The organism is Rhodococcus sp. EPR-157, assembly GCF_001647195.1.
Lineage (GTDB): Bacteria > Actinomycetota > Actinomycetes > Mycobacteriales > Mycobacteriaceae > Rhodococcoides.
Window position 1 is genome coordinate 1 of the sequence record NZ_LVCV01000054.1, and the last position, 15,748, is coordinate 15,748.

Genomic DNA, 15,748 nt, shown 5'->3' on the forward strand with positions numbered 1-15,748 from the left:
ATCCTCATGACGATCATCAACAGTGCTGCGACAGCGACGATTGCAACGATCAAGAACAGCAGCAGCGGGATGCCGGGATCGTCGGCCCTGAGTCCGACGTACAGGAAGACCCCGACCAGGACGACCCATGCCGCGACGATCGCCCACGTGATGACGTCGGCCCAGATCAATGACGCCTTGGTGAAGATCGCATTGCGGTTCACCAACGTCAGGAGCTTCCAGGTCGCGATGACGACCGCTTGAATGCACAGCACCCAGAAGATCGACACCACGGTCAGTGGCCACCGGAGGTACGCGGATTCGGGTGACTCTTGGGCCATGTGTGCGAACTGCCCGGGCAGCGACATCACCTGAAACAGCACCAGCACCGCGAACAACACTGCGAGAAACAGCCGTAGTAGCACCACGACCGTTCGATATCCCATCAACATGCAATGAGTATCGACAGCAATCTATCGAAAGTCAATAGATTTGGACGGTCGATCGGATGCCTACCGGTGACTGCAACCGTCGCAGCACGGCAACTGCGGGCCCTCGGCCGCGACCGAGCTGGCGCCGACGAGCACCGCGGGACTCATTGCCCGATACTTCGGAGATTTACGGGATCCCGTCCATTTGTCCAAGTATCGGGCACTCCTGCCCACGTACTCCGCCGAACTCAAAGGTCATCGGAAATACTGCATGGTTCTAATACTGCACATCCGCCGGTCATTCCTTGGTCGGCGTCCTCACTGATAGATTCGACGACTTAGCCTGCGGCGTCTCCGTGATGGAATCGATGACGACGCACTCGTCGAGCTCGCGTCGGGCCCAAGGGTTGGATCTGTAGTACCTCGACTCATGTGCGCTCGAGCTGAACTATCGAGTCGGAGTCGAGGAAATACACACCGGACTCGGCTTCGACGATCGAGCCGGATGCCGGAAAGCCGTCCGACCCCGTCGGCAGTGGCCATGTCCACTCGATGTCACCGGTACCGATGTCGGCCGCGGTGATCGAATCGCCGCTCTGCGCATACCGAGTCTGCCCGACGGATATCTCGGTTGCGTACGGATCGCGCAACTGCCACACTTCGTCGCCACTGCCGGTGTCGACAACCGAAGTCTCCGAACGCAGTTCGAGATCGCCGACGGCGGCACCCGTTCCGGTTTCGAAGAATTCGGCCTCCCCACCGAGGGTAACGACACCGCGTTCGTCGTCGACGTGGATCAGTGTTCCCTCGACACCTTCCCACGGGGCGAAGGACTCGATGGGGAGCGACCACGCGTCGGCGAGTGCGTCGACAGTGCCGCCGTGTAGGACGGATTCACTGTCCTCGGGGTTGCCTTCCAAGATGTACACGGAGTCACCGTCGGACTCGATTGCGAACGGGAACCACCCGTCGGGAAGCGGTATTCGACGGATCGCTCCGTCGGCCACGCTGACAGCCACGACGGCCGGTGCGTCCGAATACGGGTCGAGGCAGAGCAGTTCACCCCGCGCAGGCCGGCTCGCGCAGCTATCGATCCCACCCGGCGACGCCGACCATTTCACCGCGCCGTCACTGACGTCGATGCCCACCAATTCGACGTCGTCGAGTGAATAGGACCGCGGGTTCGGCAATCCCATCGCGGCAACGAGAACGTCCCCACCATCGACGACGCCATAGGCACCGGAATCGAACATGAGGCCGGCGGCAGGCGAACGGAACGCGGCGAATTCACGCCCGTAAGCGGATCGCGCATCAGCCGACCATGCCGGAGTGTGGATAGGCCCGGACGTCTGCACGGTGGTGGTCACGACGTCCAATTCGGACGGAAATTCGGCCTCACTGACGGGTGGATTCTCGACGTCACCGCGACTCAACGCCAGTACCGCGGCCGCAACCGCTACGACTGCCACCACGACGGCCGCTGCGGTGCGGAGCTTCTGGGCACGCAGGCCATGTCGATCCGAGGTGTCGTCGACCGAAGAGTCGTTCATGGCCACTGCTCGATCGGCGTGTTGGCGACCGCGTCGAGTACATCGACCGGCAGCGGTTCCGGCAGTGTCAGCGGCGCACTCCCATTTGCCGTGACCTCGACTGTCGACTGTGCTGACACTTGGACACCGGACGGGCGTGTGACGGTGACCGAGCGCGAGAGTAGGCCGGTGCCGTCCTCCGACGTCATCATCTGTGTGATGTCGGCGTCAAGAATCTGAATCACCGAACCGTCAGGGAGCGTTCGGGTCTCGGGTATCTGGCCGTAATGGGATGGGTCGTACGGGTCAGGCGCAGTAGGGAGGGGCTGTCCGCCGACGACCGACACTGCGAGACGGATCGTGCTGCCCACGACGGCCAGGTCGGAACAGATCCCTGATCCGAACCCGGCGGGGATCATCGATCCGATGGGACGGTCCAGGACAGGCGCGTCGGGAAGCGTCACCCAGCTCGCGGTGAACGCTGCGTTCGCCGCAGCGACGGCCTCCGGCCGGATGTCTCGGACCGCTCCATCGTCCGATGGGTAGATCGAGCAATCCCGTTGCAGCGCTGGGGTATCGCTCGGGGGCGACACCGATACAGCCAGGTCCGGCAGTGCAGCGATTCGCGCGGCTTCGTCTTGTTCGAGAGGCATGATGGACGAGGCGCCAGCGCTCATGTACACGCTGACGCGCGTGCCGTCAGTGTGGTACGCGGTGGCCGAGCGTGAATAGGTTCGTGCGCCGTCGATTTCGTACCAGCTGTCGTTGCTGTCGATCACAGTGCCGTTGACTTCAGTGTCGCGACGGTCGAGAGAGCCTGCCACGCAGGGAGGTACACCCGAGTCCGATGGGCCGACGCCGAGGGAGGCGTACGCCGTGGCGCCGTCACGCGTCAACTCGGCGGTCGCGTTGGAGACGGGGTCGAATCCACTGTCGCCGAAATCCTGGACTGGAGTGAAGTTCAGCGATTGCGACGGCGGGGCCAACACGATCTCCACGTCGGGCGGCAACGCTGCGCGTACGGCCTCCGACATTGCGGCAGCTTTGCTCGTGGTCAGCCACGGAAATGCCGGGTTGTCGTAGGTTCTCTCGCCCTCCGATGTGATGCTGAAGAACAGCTCTTCCCCACCCTCCTCCGGTGGTTCCACCACGTCGCATCCCGGAATGGTCACGGGATAGTCGACCGGTTCGGTGACGATCTCGGGGGTTGGTGCAGCAGCATCGCCGCTCGCGGTGTCACCCTCTTGCGTCGGGATGAAACTGGCCACCACGACTCCCACGGCGACGATCGTGACGATCACGGAGGTGGTCATGATTCGATCGAGTCGTTTGCTGTCGGCCACGGAACGACAGTACAGAATCGGGTTGTCTCAGTTGATCTTCTTGCGGTAGATCGCGATCGCGAAGCCATAGGCGAGGACGAAGATGCCGACGAGGAAGGCGATGGCGATCCAGATGTCGCTGCCGACAGGTTCCTGCGCGAACAAGGCACGGATGGTGTTCACGATCGAGGTTACGGGCTGGTTTTCGGCAAACCAAGCCACAGGTCCGGGCATCGATTCGGTGGGCACGAACGCAGAACTGATGAAGGGCAGGAAGATCAGTGGGTAACTGAAGGCGCTCGCACCGTCGACGGTCTTCGCCGAGAGTCCTGCGATCACGGCGACCCAGGTCAATGCGAGGGTGAACAGGGCCAGGATGGCGACGACGGCGAGCCAAGCGCCCACCGATGCCCCGGTGCGGAATCCCATCAACAGAGCGACACCGGTGACGATCGCGACGGAGACCAGATTCGCGGCCACCGAGGTGAGTACATGCGCCCAGAGCACGCTGGAGCGGGCGATGGGCATGGACTGAAAGCGCTCGAAGATGCCTCCCTGCATATCCAGGAACAGGCGGTACGCGGTGTAGGCAATGCCGGAGGCAATGGTGATCAGCTGGATACCGGGGAGCATGTAGTTGATGTAGGACTCGTCGGATCCGGTGTCGATAGCTCCGCCGAGCACGTACACGAACAGCAGCATCAACGCGATCGGGGTGACCGCTGTGGTGATGATCGTGTCCGGGCTGCGGACGATGTGGCGCAGAGATCGACCGGTGAGTGCGCCGGTATCGCTGAGGACGTGGGTGGTCATCGGTGCTCCTTGTCAGCGGCTACCGAGCCGTCATCGGTCTTGTCCGTGTCGCCGACGAGGGCGAGGAAGACGTCCTCGAGTGAGGGTTGCTTCTCGACGTATTCGATGGTCGCGGATGGGAGGAGCTTTCTAAGTTCGGCGAGGGTGCCGTTCTGGATGATCGTGCCCTCGTGCAGGATCGCGATGCGATCGGCGAGCTGCTCGGCCTCGTCGAGGTACTGCGTGGTCAGCAGCACCGTCGTGCCGCCCTGCGCAAGGTCCTTGACGGTCTGCCACACCTCGATTCGCGCTTGGGGGTCCAACCCTGTGGTGGGCTCGTCGAGGAAGATGATCGGGGGATTCCCGATGAGGCTCATCGCGATGTCGAGCCGGCGCCGCATGCCACCGGAGTAGGTCGCCACCCTCCGGCTCCCCGCTTCGGTGAGTGAGAAGCGGTCGAGCATGTCATCGGCGATCGCTCTCGGATTCTTCAGGTGACGGAGCTTCGCAACGAGCACGAGGTTCTCCCGACCACTGAGCACCTCATCGACGGCCGCGAACTGGCCAGTCAGGCTGATCGCCTGACGCACGTCGTTCGGCGCCGACGCGACGTCGAAGCCGTGGACGACGGCAGTGCCGGCGTCGGCCTCGAGCAGGGTCGAAAGGATCCGCACGAGGGTGGTCTTGCCGGAGCCGTTGGAGCCGAGGAGCGTGAAGATGCTCCCCGCCTGGACGTCGAAGTCGACGCCCCTCAGCACGTGCAGGTCCTTGAAGGATTTCATGATCCCCTGCACCCGTATCGCTGGATCGACGGTCCCGTCGACGGTCATATCTTCGGCTCCTGTCCGCTCTCGCCTGCGGCGGCGTCGATCGACTTCGTCAGACGATCGCGTTCCTTGTCGAGCCATTCCTTGTCGGTATACGCGCGGACGAACTCTTCGGCGAACTCCACCGGATCGGTGCCCACGACATCGCGCACCGGCGTGCCGTCGACCGCCGCGCGTTCCCAGAGGTCCGCGTGATCTCCGATCATCGTGATGAGAAGTTCGCCGTCGGAGACGGATCCGTAGTACATGAAGTACCGGTTGAATGCCTTCGCCGCGCTTCGGTACGGCTCGGGGAGGGCCTCGATGCGGGCCATGTGCAGCTTGTAGTGCTTCTTCTGCTCGATCGACCCGGTGAGGGCCTCGATCCATTTGGCGGCCATGGTCACTTCTCTCCTTCGTTCTGCGCGGTATCGGCGGTGGGGCGGAGCTGGTCGATGCGTTCCCCGAGGAAGTTCCATGTCCTCCAGAACTCGGCGAGCTGTTCACGCCCCTGAGTGTTGAGCGAGTACACCTTTCGCGGTGGCCCCTTCTCGGAGGGAACCTTCTCCACATCGGCAAAGCCTCGCTGTTCGATTCGAACGAGCAGCGCGTACACCGTGCCTTCCGCGGTCTCGGTGAAACCCAAATCCCGTAGCTGCGACGTGATTTCGTAGCCGTATGCAGGCCGCTCGAGGAGGATCGCGAGCACGATGCCCTCGAGCGTTCCCTTGAGCATCTCCGTCATGTGGTTGCCCATCGGATCACTCCTCCATCTACTCGGTGTCGCTGACTACCAGTAGAAATTAACACTAGGTACCGGTACATAGCAACACCGAATACTGAAAGCGCATGAAATACCTTGACTTCGAAAGCTATGTGCATTAGCTTTTAGCTATACCAATTAGCCACTCGGATCGGGAGACACAATGATCGAACAGCTGAGCATCAACGGGAACACGCTGGCCTACGACCTGACCGGGGAGGGTCCGCTCGTAGTCCTCGCGCACGGCATCGGCGACAGTCGGCACTCCTACCGCTTCCTCGCCCCTGCACTCGTCTCGGCTGGGTACCGGGTAGCAAACGTCGACCTTCGCGGTTGCGGTGAATCCAGCCTCGGATGGGACAGTTACAGCCGCACCGACATCGCTGGTGACCTGGTGGCGCTCGTGCGTCACTTGGGCGGGCCGGCGGTGATCATCGGCCAGTCGATCAGTGGCGGGGCCGCCACTATTGCCGCCGCCACCGCCCCCGAGTCGATCACCGGGGTCATCGAGCTGGCGCCGTTCACGCGGGCGGTGTCCTACTCTTTCGGTGGGCTGTTGACGAACAGGGGCTACCGCAGCGGAACCATGCTGCTCGGACAGACCGTGATGACGGGCAGCCTGAAAGCCTGGGAGAAGTACCTCGACCTGGCGTACCCGACCAAGCCGGCCGACTGGAATACCGAACTGGACCGCATCAAGGACACGCTCCGCGAGCCGGGCAGAATGAAGGCACTTCAAGCCATGTGCAAGTCCAAGCCCACCGACGCCGGCGAGCAGCTGAAGAACGTCCGCTGCCCCGTCCTGGTCATCGAGGGCAGCGCGGACCCCGACTGGGCCGACCCCCGCGCCGAAGGAGAGAAGATCATCGCCGACCTACCGACAGGTCTCGGGGAGCTCGCCGTTCTCGATGGCGTCGGCCACTACCCGCACGCTCAGGCGCCCGAGCAGACACTAGCGCTCGCGCTGCCTTTCCTGACTCGGACTCTCGCCCGTGCCTAGGGCTGGCCTCGCGCCATCGTCGGTCACCGAAGCCGGCGCCGAACTCGCCGACGAGGTCGGCTTCGCGCGCCTGTCCATGGGTCTGCTCGCCGAGCGCCTCGGCGTCAAACCACCCTCGCTGTACAAACATGTCGACGGAATGGCCGACCTCGCACACCGAATAGGCGTGCTGGCCATGACCGAACTAGCCGACGCCATTCGAGATGCCATCCAAGGGCGGGCCGGCCGCGATGCACTTGAATCCGGAGCGCGAGCCATGCGGGTCTGGGCCCGAGAACACCCGGGCCGTTATGCCGCAGGCAATGCCGCCGAGATCACCGGTCCTGATGATCCGCTCATCGCAGCGGCCAATCGAGTCATGGACTCCTGGGGCGCCATGCTGCACGGTTACCGCATCGAACCTTCACAGCAGATCCACGCCCTACGAATGTTGCGCAGCCAGCTTCATGGCTTCGTCACTCTCGAAACAGCCGGCGGGTTCCAGGTCAGCACCGACATCGACGACAGCTTCGACTGGATCATGGGCTTTATCGACCGCGGACTCCAGGCGCAGTCCCCTCGAACGAAATCGTCATGAGTGCCGTCTCATGTGCCGAAGTATCGGGCACTCCTGCCCACGTACTCCACCGAACTGATCAAACGACAAGGGTCACAACCACTTCAGGTGGTCACGTATTTCGAAGCAGCGAAGGCAGCTCGTGAACAAGGTCCAGAGCGACCCTGAGCGCAGGTGTGTCGAGTGAGGAATTGATGAGCAGCGCCTCGGCCTGGTGCACTCGGTATGCAACGGTGTTCGGAACGACGTGCAGCTCCCGCCCGGCGGCGACGCGACTGCGCCCGTGTCTGAGATACGACCCGAGCGTCTCGCGGAGAGCGACGGTCTTCGCATCATCACCGGTCAGGCCGTCGAGGGTATGACGGAGGAACAGCGCCGTCGCCACAGGGTCGCTGGTCAGGGACGCCGTCATCGAGACATCGTCGTAGGCCCACACGCCGGCACGCTCGTGGAGTCGGCCTACCCTCAGCGCTTCCCGGGCCGCCACCAGGGCGTTCCGCAAGCCATCGACACCTCGGCCCGTCACTCCCAAGCCGACGATGCCCTGCGGCAGGGTCTGCGCGGCAGACTGTCGGACCATCTCGGCCACGTTCGTCGGAGACGAGTTGAACGCCAAGACGATTTCCGTAGACGTCGCGCGCTCGACCATCAGATGCGACCGCGCACCGCAGGAGCGTTCGACGGCCGTCGCGAACGTCGGTGGGAGCGGCGTCCCGCCCTCGACGAGAGCAGCGGCATAGTGACGCGACGGGACCAACCCCAGGCTCTGCGCCCCGTCCGGAAAAGACCCGTGTTCGACGACATGATCGACGACGGTGCGTCGGAGCACGGCCTGTCGGTCGTGCCATTCCTCCTGCTCCCGCTCGTACAGCGTCGGGAAGTCGCGTACCAGCAGGTCGACGAACCGAGACATACGTTCGGACATGGTGCGGGCTTCGGAGACCAGTCGATCCGGTGGCACCTCCCGGCTGAGGCGATCGAAGAGCTTGTCCACCATGGCCGAATGCACCAGGACGACGATGCGCAGCAACCCGTCGAGCTTGTGTCCGCGTCGCACCGCTGACCGGATCTCGCCGAGCGCTTCGTCCGGCAACGCGGTGACATCCGTGTCACGACGAATGCACATCAGGACGGTCAGCAGTGCGCTGCGCGTTGCGTCTCGGCTGACGATCGTCACGGGAATCGTCTCGTCGAGTCGGGCGGAGTCCTCGAGTTCGGCGCAGACGGCGTCGGCGGTCCGCACAGCCCAGTCCGTCTCGGCGTCGCCGAGGATCGCCCTCGCACGCTCCTCGGTGTCGGTCGGGTGAGTCCGCCCGGTGGTCGAGGTGGACACGACCATCCCCTTTCGCCCCTCGGTATGCGCCCGCACGCCAAATCCGGCGAACACTTTTGTTCTCTGCTCCCGAGAATAGGCCCGCTCACCACGATGACACTCGAATTCATGACCACAGAAGCCATGAAGCCACCCGCCATCACCCCGCCAGCCATCACCCCGCCAGCCATCACCCCGCCAGCCATGACCAACGAACGCCGCCGGACCGTCGACACCGACTGGCCGACCGACAACCCCTTCTTCCACGGACCCTTCGCGCCGTGGACCGAGGAATCAGCTGCCTACGATCTCGAGATCGAAGGCGAGATCCCCGCCGATCTGCGCGGAGCTCTCTTTCGCTCCTCGTCCAATCCTCGCTTCCAACCACGCAGCTTCGAGCGCTACCACTGGTTCGAGGGGGACGGAATGGTGGCCGCCATCTATGTGCGCGACGGCAAGGCGTCGTACCGGGCCAGGTGGGTCGAGACCGACTCGTTCAAGGTGGAAGTCGAACGCGGAGAGGCGATCTACAGCGGATTCGTCAACGGCGGCAGCTGGGGTTTCGTTCCGGACGGAGCGCCGAAGTTCAAGAACGTCGCCAACACGCACATGGGGATGTTCGGAGACCACCTACTCGTGTTCTTCGAGGGCGGACTTCCGTACGCGATGGACCCGGAAACCCTCGACACACGTGGTGAGTGGAATTTCCACGGCGGAATAGACACCCTCTGCACGGCGCATTTCAAGTACGACCCCGCGACCGGCGACCTGCTGTTCTTTGCCGCGGTCGGCAAGGTTGTGACGTGGTATCGCGCGGACGCCGCGACCGGCCGTGTCATCGACTCGCGCAGCTTCGACGTCGACACCCCCGTGATGATGCACGACTTCGCCGTCAGCGAGAACTATGCGGCGTTCTTCGTCTCGCCGCTGCAACTACGGTTCGACTACGTCGCGCAGGGCAAGCCGGGCGTCGTCTGGAACGAGCACGAGCTGCCCGGGGAAACGCAGCTGATCCTGCTCGATCGACGCACCCACGAGATCACCCGACACGAGATCGGTGACGCCTCGCTGCCGTCGCACTTCTACAACGCGTTCGAGATCGGCGACGAGGTGGTGGTGCGTGGGCACCGTTCCACGCAATTCGGGACCCCGATCGATCGGCTGAACTCGCCGATGCAACCGCACGAATTCCTCGGTGCCGAGAGCTACCCGTGGGAATGGCGCGTCGACACGGTGACCGGGGCCGTGAAGAGCACTCAGGTCAACGACATCAACGGCGACCTCCCTCGCATCGACGACCGACTCACCGGCCGCGAGAACCGCTTCGGCTACTACATGGCGGAGAAGATCACCCGTCACGATCACCTACGCGGCACCGACCAGTTCTACGGTGCGCCTGCGCCTCTCGCGGGCCCCAGCGAGCCGGTGTTCGTGCCGCGCGAGAACAGCACCGGAGAGGACGACGGTTACCTGTTGTCATTGTGGTGGCACCCGCTGACGCGGCTGACCGAGGTGTTGGTGCACGACGCAGCCAACCCATCCGATCAGCCGCTCACCCGCATCAAGCTGCCGGTCCGTATCCCCAACGGCTTCCACGGCAGCTGGGCCGACGCAGCCGTGCTCGACGGGATCGCCGCCGAGACGGCTGCCGACGATATTCGCTGATCCAGTGCAGGACAACCACTTTCTTCGACCAAGGAGTTCAACAAATATGGCCACCACACTCGTCGGAACCGACTGGCACGGAAAGATCTACAGCGGCGGATGGCGCGCCGGTCGCAGTGATGGAAATTGACGGCACCCGATACCTTCGTCGTCGCGGTCGCCTCCGTTCTCTGTCGAAGTTGGCCCCCAAGCCCACAGAATCGACACCCTCACGCGGTGACCACACCGAAGGACATCTCGTACTGAGAGCTACCAATTCGTTTGCACCGGAACAACACCCTGATGGATATGCCGGAAATAGCATCGGGACCGCAATTCGTTCACGAGACTGACCAGAATGTCGAGGCGAACGAACTGTCCGGCAAGCGATATACATCTTCCTGGCTTCACACGCGGAATCAATCGGTAAAGGTGAGAGCTGCGCTATCCAAAGGCCTTACGGTCAGAGAGACGCGCGAAGGAAAGACTCCAAAGGCACCACTAACTGTTCTGCTCGGACCATGGATACGTCACCATCACCGAGGCAGCATTCGGCGAGAACAATGCCATCCAACGCCGCAACAAGAAATTCAGCATTTGCCTTGTCGATGGTGATCATTGCTGCCAATTCGACGAAATTCGCGCGAATAGAACGCAAGGTCTGCGCCAATTCCGGGTCGCTCCTCCCCAGCAGGAACAACTCGAGACGTGCGCGCGTCAGCACGAGTGTGTCACCAGAAAGCCACGCACACAGTATCGACGCCAGGAGCCCTTGGGGGGTTGCCGGCGTGGCATCGAACAACGCGGCGATCATTTCACCGTCGCGGGCCGCGAGCCGTTCGGCACCGAGTTTGACCAGTTCTGCCCGTGTGGGGCAGTAATACGACGTCGAGCTGCTGGACAGTCCGGCCTGGCGATCCACGGCGCGGTGAGTGAGCCCGCGCGATCCGTGACGCCCCAGAACGTCGATGACAGCGTCGGCGATGCGATCGCGACGACTCGACTCGGCCGGTTCAGTGGGCATGCTGCGGCCACAGTACAGGTGAACACAAGACTGCCCGGTACCCGGGTTCACATCAGTTCATGCATCTCGGCAGATCACATCGTTGACAATTTGTCGCCGACCAGCTTAGCTCTCGGTCAACGTTCTATACATCTGTATAGAACCAACGGGGGGGCCATGCCAAATCGAAGTTTGTGGACCAACGCAGGTCTGCACAGATTGCGCGCGAGATTCATAACGAAGGCACTCGGCAACAGAAGTCGGTTCCGGCGAGCCGCGCTGGCCGTGATCGGAACTGTCGTCGTGCCAGCATCGATGGTCGGAATACCGGCCGCCGCGCAACCGGCGACAACAGACTTCTACATTCCACCGAGCGCATCGGATGGGACGCCTGCCGGCACTTTGATCAAGTCGGAACCCATGAGTGTCGGCATAGCCGTCGGACCCGCGGGAACGCCCTTGCCCTTCGATGCCCGCCGCATCATGTACTGGAGCACGTCTCCGCAAGGCGATCCAATTGCCGTGAGCGGCACCTTCTTCAAAAGTAACTCTCCGTGGCCCGCTGGGGCAGATCGGCCGATCGTGGCGATCTCACCAGGGACTATGGGTCAAGGCGAGCAATGTGCGCCGTCCAGGTTCATCGCAAATGTGGCAGATCCAGGTACCCCGGGCATTGTGGTTGCACAGTACGAACTCCGCTTGGCCTACGAACTGAACCAACGCGGAATCAACGCTGTTATGACCGACTATCAGGGCCTGGGCGTACGTACAGGCACAATGCACCCATACGTCAACCGAGAGGCTCAGGGTGCCGCTGTGCTCGACTCGGTCCGCGCCGCTCAACAGCTACCGGACACGGGCTCATCACCTCGAAGCGCTATTGGCGCATGGGGTTACTCGCAGGGCGGCGGAGCGGCCGCAGCTGCAGCCGAGATGGCGAGCACTTACGCACCCGAGATCGCACTCAAGGGAACCTATGCCGGTGCAGTCCCCGCGGATCTAGCCGATACCCTGGGCCGAATCGATGGTTCGGTACTGAGCGGTGCCGTTGGCTACGCACTCAACGGATTCGGCGCTGTGTATCCTCAACTCCTCCCGCGGATCGCTGAATTCACCAACGATGCAGGCAAGCGATGGCTCTCCAATGTAGCCAAGCAGTGCTTGTTCCAAACGGCCGCTGAGTTCGGACAGCACCGCACAGCCGAGTACACCTCGACTGGAGAACCCCTACTGACCATCCTCGCGCGGATCCCGGAAGCCGCCCAGGTCCTCGAGGAAAATAGGCTGGGTTCTGTCGTTCCTACCGGAACGATCTGGCTCGACTCCGCTACCTCGGACGACATCGTTCCCTACGCCCAGGCGGCCGACCTTGCCGCCGAATGGTGTGAAGCAGGTGCTCGAATCAAGTTCGAACCGCAACATCTCCCAGACGTGTTCCCCACCTCCGGTGTGGGACATCTGATTCCGCAGAACTTCGAGTTCGGCCAAGCTCAGGACTGGCTCGCCGGGCTCCTGGCGGGCAGCGTCGACAACGGCAGCTGCCCTTGAATCCCGATAGAGGCCTCCCCCCGACTCGACGACACATGAGGGCCTCGACGTGATTTACCCACGGCACACTCATTGGGCCCGCACGCTGGCCGAAGTGGGCACCGCTGCGCTCAAGAACGCCGGACACACCACGCCGCCCAACAGAACCGGCAGTCCGTCCGGTCACGCCGGACAGACCCTGAAATACCTTATCATCCAACGCATTTGAAACACTGTGGTTTCGTGATGCCGAGGGGGTCGCAGCGCGAAGTCGTCGATGATGAGCACGTCGATCGCGGTCAACCGTTGAACCTTGGCTGCATCGGCATGAGCAGCAATGACGGTTTCAGTGGACACACGTACACTGATCGCGTGGGGATGAGGACTCAGAGAACACAGGAGTGGGGCGAACTCGGTGAGCTTGCCCTTCGCGAGTTGGCGTCGGCCGCGGGTGGTGTTCGCGCAGTCCACTCGGCAATCGCACGACGCACTTTTACTGCTGTGCGGCTCGGCGTCGGTCCCGCCGTTCTACCGACACAGCTGATGCACGACGCCATCGCCGCCGGCACCTACGCGAGCATCGAGGCCGCCTGCACCGGCGCAGCCAAGGCAGTCGGCGCGCTGACGAGAGGCGACCACGTGACCGAGGACGACCCCCGACCGTCGCCGTCGCACACTGCGCTCGGTGCGCAGACCATCGCTGTACTGCACGGTCTCATCGGCGACGACATGGAGCGAAGCGCCCGAGCCCTCGCCTACCCGATGTCGATACGCGTCGACGGACGCCCTGTACCGCCGCAGTACCGCGCCCTGGCCGTAGCGTTTCCCCATGCAGGAGCGCACCTCGTGGTGTTCCTTCACGGGCTCGTCGAGACCGAATCGGCATGGCGGCTCGGCGGGCGGCCCACGTACGGGGAGCGACTCGACTCCGAAGCCGACACCACCTCGATCTTCCTGCGCTACAACACCGGCCGTCGCATCGCCACGAACGGTGCCGACCTGTCGAACCTGCTGGAACAACTCGTCACAGCCTGGCCCGTACGGGTTCACCGAATCACTCTGGTCGGGCACTCGATGGGCGGTTTGGTCTCACGCAGCGCCGCTCACCAAGCTGCCGAGAGCGGCCGCCGGTGGGTGGACCTGTTGACAGACGTATTCACCCTCGGGACGCCACATCTGGGTGCACCGCTTGCACACGGTGTTCACATGGCCGCGGCCGCAATGGCGCTCGCGCCCGAGACCCGGCCGTTCTCAAAACTCCTGGCGCGTCGAAGTGCCGGGGTTCGCGACCTGATCCACGGATCGATCACCGAAGAAGATGGACATGCCCGCTACACCGACAGCTTCGACGTCGGCGCGGCCACGGATATCTCGGTCCCGGACCGGGTGCGACATCATCACGCGTCCGCCGTCGTCACCGGAAACCCGCGGAACCCGGTCGGGATCTTCGTGGGCGACGGCCTGGTCCGCACCGACAGTGCCGGAGGCCGAAACAAGCTCCGCAACATAGGTCTTCGCCCGGACGACGGTCTGGCGATCAACAACGCGCACCACTTCACCCTCCTGAACGACCAGAGGGTGTACAGCTGGATGCGGCGCGCACTGGTCGATGACCCGATGACGAACACCTCGGATCCCGGCTCCGCGTCCTGACTGGTCGGCGGGCGAATGGGTGTGCAAATCGGCCACGCCGGACGTCAGCTGGGGATACCGGAGCTGACTGCTGTTGCTCCATCTGCGATCGCGTCGGGCCCGGACTCCCGCGTCCCCGAAGAGCACCCTTGCGGTGATCAGTCCGCACAGGGGTGACAGTCGCCTCCGATCAGTGTCGAATACGTAGGCTGCAAGCCTACGAATCCCGCGCCGCACAGCAAGGCAACTCCAGGCCCCGACGAGCACCGGCGGGACTCATTGCCCGATACTTTTCGAAAGGTGCGGAATCCCGTCGATTCGCCGAAGTATCGGGCACTCCTGCCCACCAACGCCACCCAACTGATCAAACGACAAAGGCCACAACCACTTAGATGGATCATCGCCCGCGCCTACCTCGATGTGAGACAGGCGTAAGCGGTCGCCCTCCGGTTGATACGCCTTTGTCCACGCTTGGTCAGCCGGGGGACCACCAAGGTCGACACGCAGCTACCGACGCCCGTCAGTGACTGGACGGGCATCGCGATGCGCCAATCACTCTGCGCAACTGCTTGCGTCGTTGGGCGGCGGCCGCAATCCCCTGTGCGAGGGCGTATTCGCGCTGTTCGTCGCCACAGGACAGGTGACCGAGCCAGCGCAGACGGCGTAGGCAGCGCATCTCGTCGTCGGGCCAGTCGACTCCGAATGCGTCACCGACATTCACAAGATCGACCGCAACCACTTCTACCGTCTCGAATCGGTGATGATCGCGGCGAAGCACGACAAACCTGCGGAGCGCGCGCCAACGAAGCCACTGTCGCATCGATCTGGTCCTTTGCATTGGGGGCATTGAGCCTGGGAACGCACTAGCAGTTTCTGGCGCCGAACACGACGATCAATGCACAAGGACAGGTACCGCATCCGGTTCGGGCACAGCCGCTTTCGCCGGGTAGAGCAAGGCGGCCACGACGGCGCCGGCAAGGAAGAAGCCCGATGCCCACCAGAACGCGGTGTGGTAGCTGGCGAGTTCGGCGTTTCGTGCCAGAGCCTCGGCATCGAGTCCGCTCGCACCGTTGTCGGTGTAGTAGTTCGCTGCCGCGGTGGCTGCGAAACTCGAGAGCAGCGAGACGCCGATGGATCCACCGATCTGCTGCGCGGTGTTGACGGTGGCCGAGGCGACGCCGGCGTCCTCGGTCCGGACGCCGAGGGTTGCCATTCCCATGGCGGTGGAGAACACCGCTCCCAGTCCGACGCCCAGCAGGAGCAATCCGGGCAGAATATCGGTGACGTAGTTGCTGGTCAGTTCGATGCCGGTAAGGAACGCCATTCCGACCGCTCCCACGACCAGTCCCGCACCCACGGTGATCTTGGGAGTGACGCGGGAGGTGATTTTGCCGATCGTCGACGCGGTGATAGCGAGCGCAGCGACCATTGGGAGGAAGGCGGCACCGGCGA

16 protein-coding genes are annotated in these 15,748 nt (G+C 63.2%); 5 read left to right on the forward strand and 11 right to left on the reverse strand.

The genetic code is table 11. The features are described 5' to 3' along the window. From A2J03_RS02270 to A2J03_RS02300, 7 genes are all read right to left on the reverse strand, one after another. The coding region (locus A2J03_RS02270; protein ID WP_082897533.1) for a DUF2975 domain-containing protein at positions 1–431 on the reverse strand (431 nt) is incomplete at its 3' end. Between the two features lie 407 nt (positions 432–838). Then, positions 839–1,960, reverse strand: coding sequence for a PQQ-binding-like beta-propeller repeat protein (locus A2J03_RS02275; RefSeq protein WP_068369210.1), 1,122 nt, complete (start codon positions 1,958–1,960; stop codon positions 839–841). Beyond that, positions 1,957–3,282: a hypothetical protein gene (locus tag A2J03_RS02280; protein ID WP_231912325.1), complete on the reverse strand. Its 1,326-nt coding sequence runs from the start codon at positions 3,280–3,282 to the stop codon at positions 1,957–1,959. Before A2J03_RS02280 ends, A2J03_RS02275 begins: the two co-directional genes overlap by 4 nt. A 27-nt stretch (positions 3,283–3,309) precedes the next feature. Continuing rightward, positions 3,310–4,074 carry an ABC transporter permease gene (locus A2J03_RS02285; RefSeq protein WP_068369182.1) on the reverse strand — a complete coding sequence of 255 codons (765 nt, stop codon included), beginning with the start codon at positions 4,072–4,074 and terminating at the stop codon, positions 3,310–3,312. Continuing rightward, positions 4,071–4,883, reverse strand: a complete 813-nt coding sequence (locus A2J03_RS02290) for an ABC transporter ATP-binding protein (RefSeq protein WP_068369184.1) — start codon at positions 4,881–4,883, stop codon at positions 4,071–4,073. Before A2J03_RS02290 ends, A2J03_RS02285 begins: the two co-directional genes overlap by 4 nt. Then, the gene (locus A2J03_RS02295) at positions 4,880–5,260 is read right to left on the reverse strand and encodes a DUF1048 domain-containing protein (RefSeq protein ID WP_068369186.1); all 381 of its coding nucleotides are present in this window, start codon (positions 5,258–5,260) and stop codon (positions 4,880–4,882) included. Before A2J03_RS02295 ends, A2J03_RS02290 begins: the two co-directional genes overlap by 4 nt. A 2-nt stretch (positions 5,261–5,262) precedes the next feature. Next, the gene (locus tag A2J03_RS02300) at positions 5,263–5,616 is read right to left on the reverse strand and encodes a PadR family transcriptional regulator (protein ID WP_068369189.1); all 354 of its coding nucleotides are present in this window, start codon (positions 5,614–5,616) and stop codon (positions 5,263–5,265) included. A gap of 169 nt (positions 5,617–5,785) precedes the next feature. On the opposite strand from A2J03_RS02300, the gene A2J03_RS02305 reads away from it, so the two are divergent. Further along, positions 5,786–6,622, forward strand: coding sequence for an alpha/beta fold hydrolase (locus A2J03_RS02305; protein ID WP_068369191.1), 837 nt, complete (start codon positions 5,786–5,788; stop codon positions 6,620–6,622). Continuing rightward, positions 6,615–7,199, forward strand: coding sequence for a TetR/AcrR family transcriptional regulator (locus A2J03_RS02310; protein ID WP_068369193.1), 585 nt, complete (start codon positions 6,615–6,617; stop codon positions 7,197–7,199). Before A2J03_RS02305 ends, A2J03_RS02310 begins: the two co-directional genes overlap by 8 nt. A 91-nt stretch (positions 7,200–7,290) precedes the next feature. Here A2J03_RS02310 and A2J03_RS02315 read toward each other — a convergent pair whose 3' ends face one another. Beyond that, complete coding sequence (locus tag A2J03_RS02315) at positions 7,291–8,511, reverse strand: PucR family transcriptional regulator (protein WP_197480582.1); 1,221 nt, start codon at positions 8,509–8,511, stop codon at positions 7,291–7,293. A 108-nt stretch (positions 8,512–8,619) separates the two neighbouring features. Between A2J03_RS02315 and A2J03_RS02320 the strand changes: the two genes are divergently transcribed. After that, positions 8,620–10,155, forward strand: a complete 1,536-nt coding sequence (locus A2J03_RS02320) for a carotenoid oxygenase family protein (RefSeq protein ID WP_197480583.1) — start codon at positions 8,620–8,622, stop codon at positions 10,153–10,155. Positions 10,156–10,597: 442 nt separating this feature from the next. On the opposite strand, the gene A2J03_RS02325 is transcribed toward A2J03_RS02320, so the two are convergent. Beyond that, positions 10,598–11,158 (reverse strand): TetR/AcrR family transcriptional regulator, encoded by a 561-nt coding sequence (locus tag A2J03_RS02325; RefSeq protein ID WP_068369199.1) that lies wholly within the window; start codon positions 11,156–11,158, stop codon positions 10,598–10,600. Positions 11,159–11,314: 156 nt separating this feature from the next. On the opposite strand from A2J03_RS02325, the gene A2J03_RS02330 reads away from it, so the two are divergent. Next, positions 11,315–12,685 (forward strand): lipase family protein, encoded by a 1,371-nt coding sequence (locus A2J03_RS02330; RefSeq protein ID WP_082897534.1) that lies wholly within the window; start codon positions 11,315–11,317, stop codon positions 12,683–12,685. Positions 12,686–13,042: 357 nt separating this feature from the next. After that, positions 13,043–14,317 carry an esterase/lipase family protein gene (locus A2J03_RS02335; protein ID WP_082897535.1) on the forward strand — a complete coding sequence of 425 codons (1,275 nt, stop codon included), beginning with the start codon at positions 13,043–13,045 and terminating at the stop codon, positions 14,315–14,317. A gap of 499 nt (positions 14,318–14,816) precedes the next feature. Here the strand turns inward: A2J03_RS02335 and A2J03_RS02340 are convergent, their stop codons facing one another. Both A2J03_RS02340 and A2J03_RS30850 read right to left on the reverse strand, forming a co-directional pair. After that, positions 14,817–15,116 carry a hypothetical protein gene (locus A2J03_RS02340; protein WP_156520151.1) on the reverse strand — a complete coding sequence of 100 codons (300 nt, stop codon included), beginning with the start codon at positions 15,114–15,116 and terminating at the stop codon, positions 14,817–14,819. A gap of 72 nt (positions 15,117–15,188) precedes the next feature. Beyond that, on the reverse strand, positions 15,189–15,748 hold a 560-nt coding region (locus tag A2J03_RS30850; RefSeq protein ID WP_331712352.1), incomplete at its 5' end, for an MFS transporter.

Excerpts from the sequence above, each read along its gene's own strand:
- A2J03_RS02275 (WP_068369210.1), bottom strand. The coding sequence starts at position 1,960 with ATGAACGACTCTTCGGTCGACGACACCTCGGATCGACATGGCCTGCGT.
- A2J03_RS02285 (WP_068369182.1), bottom strand. The coding sequence starts at position 4,074 with ATGACCACCCACGTCCTCAGCGATACCGGCGCACTCACCGGTCGATCT.
- A2J03_RS02290 (WP_068369184.1), bottom strand. The coding sequence starts at position 4,883 with ATGACCGTCGACGGGACCGTCGATCCAGCGATACGGGTGCAGGGGATC.
- A2J03_RS02295 (WP_068369186.1), bottom strand. The coding sequence starts at position 5,260 with ATGGCCGCCAAATGGATCGAGGCCCTCACCGGGTCGATCGAGCAGAAG.
- A2J03_RS02300 (WP_068369189.1), bottom strand. The coding sequence starts at position 5,616 with ATGGGCAACCACATGACGGAGATGCTCAAGGGAACGCTCGAGGGCATC.
- A2J03_RS02305 (WP_068369191.1), top strand. The coding sequence starts at position 5,786 with ATGATCGAACAGCTGAGCATCAACGGGAACACGCTGGCCTACGACCTG.
- A2J03_RS02320 (WP_197480583.1), top strand. The coding sequence starts at position 8,620 with ATGACCACAGAAGCCATGAAGCCACCCGCCATCACCCCGCCAGCCATC.
- A2J03_RS02325 (WP_068369199.1), bottom strand. The coding sequence starts at position 11,158 with ATGCCCACTGAACCGGCCGAGTCGAGTCGTCGCGATCGCATCGCCGAC.
- A2J03_RS02330 (WP_082897534.1), top strand. The coding sequence starts at position 11,315 with ATGCCAAATCGAAGTTTGTGGACCAACGCAGGTCTGCACAGATTGCGC.
- A2J03_RS02335 (WP_082897535.1), top strand. The coding sequence starts at position 13,043 with ATGAGGACTCAGAGAACACAGGAGTGGGGCGAACTCGGTGAGCTTGCC.
- A2J03_RS02340 (WP_156520151.1), bottom strand. The coding sequence starts at position 15,116 with ATGCGACAGTGGCTTCGTTGGCGCGCGCTCCGCAGGTTTGTCGTGCTT.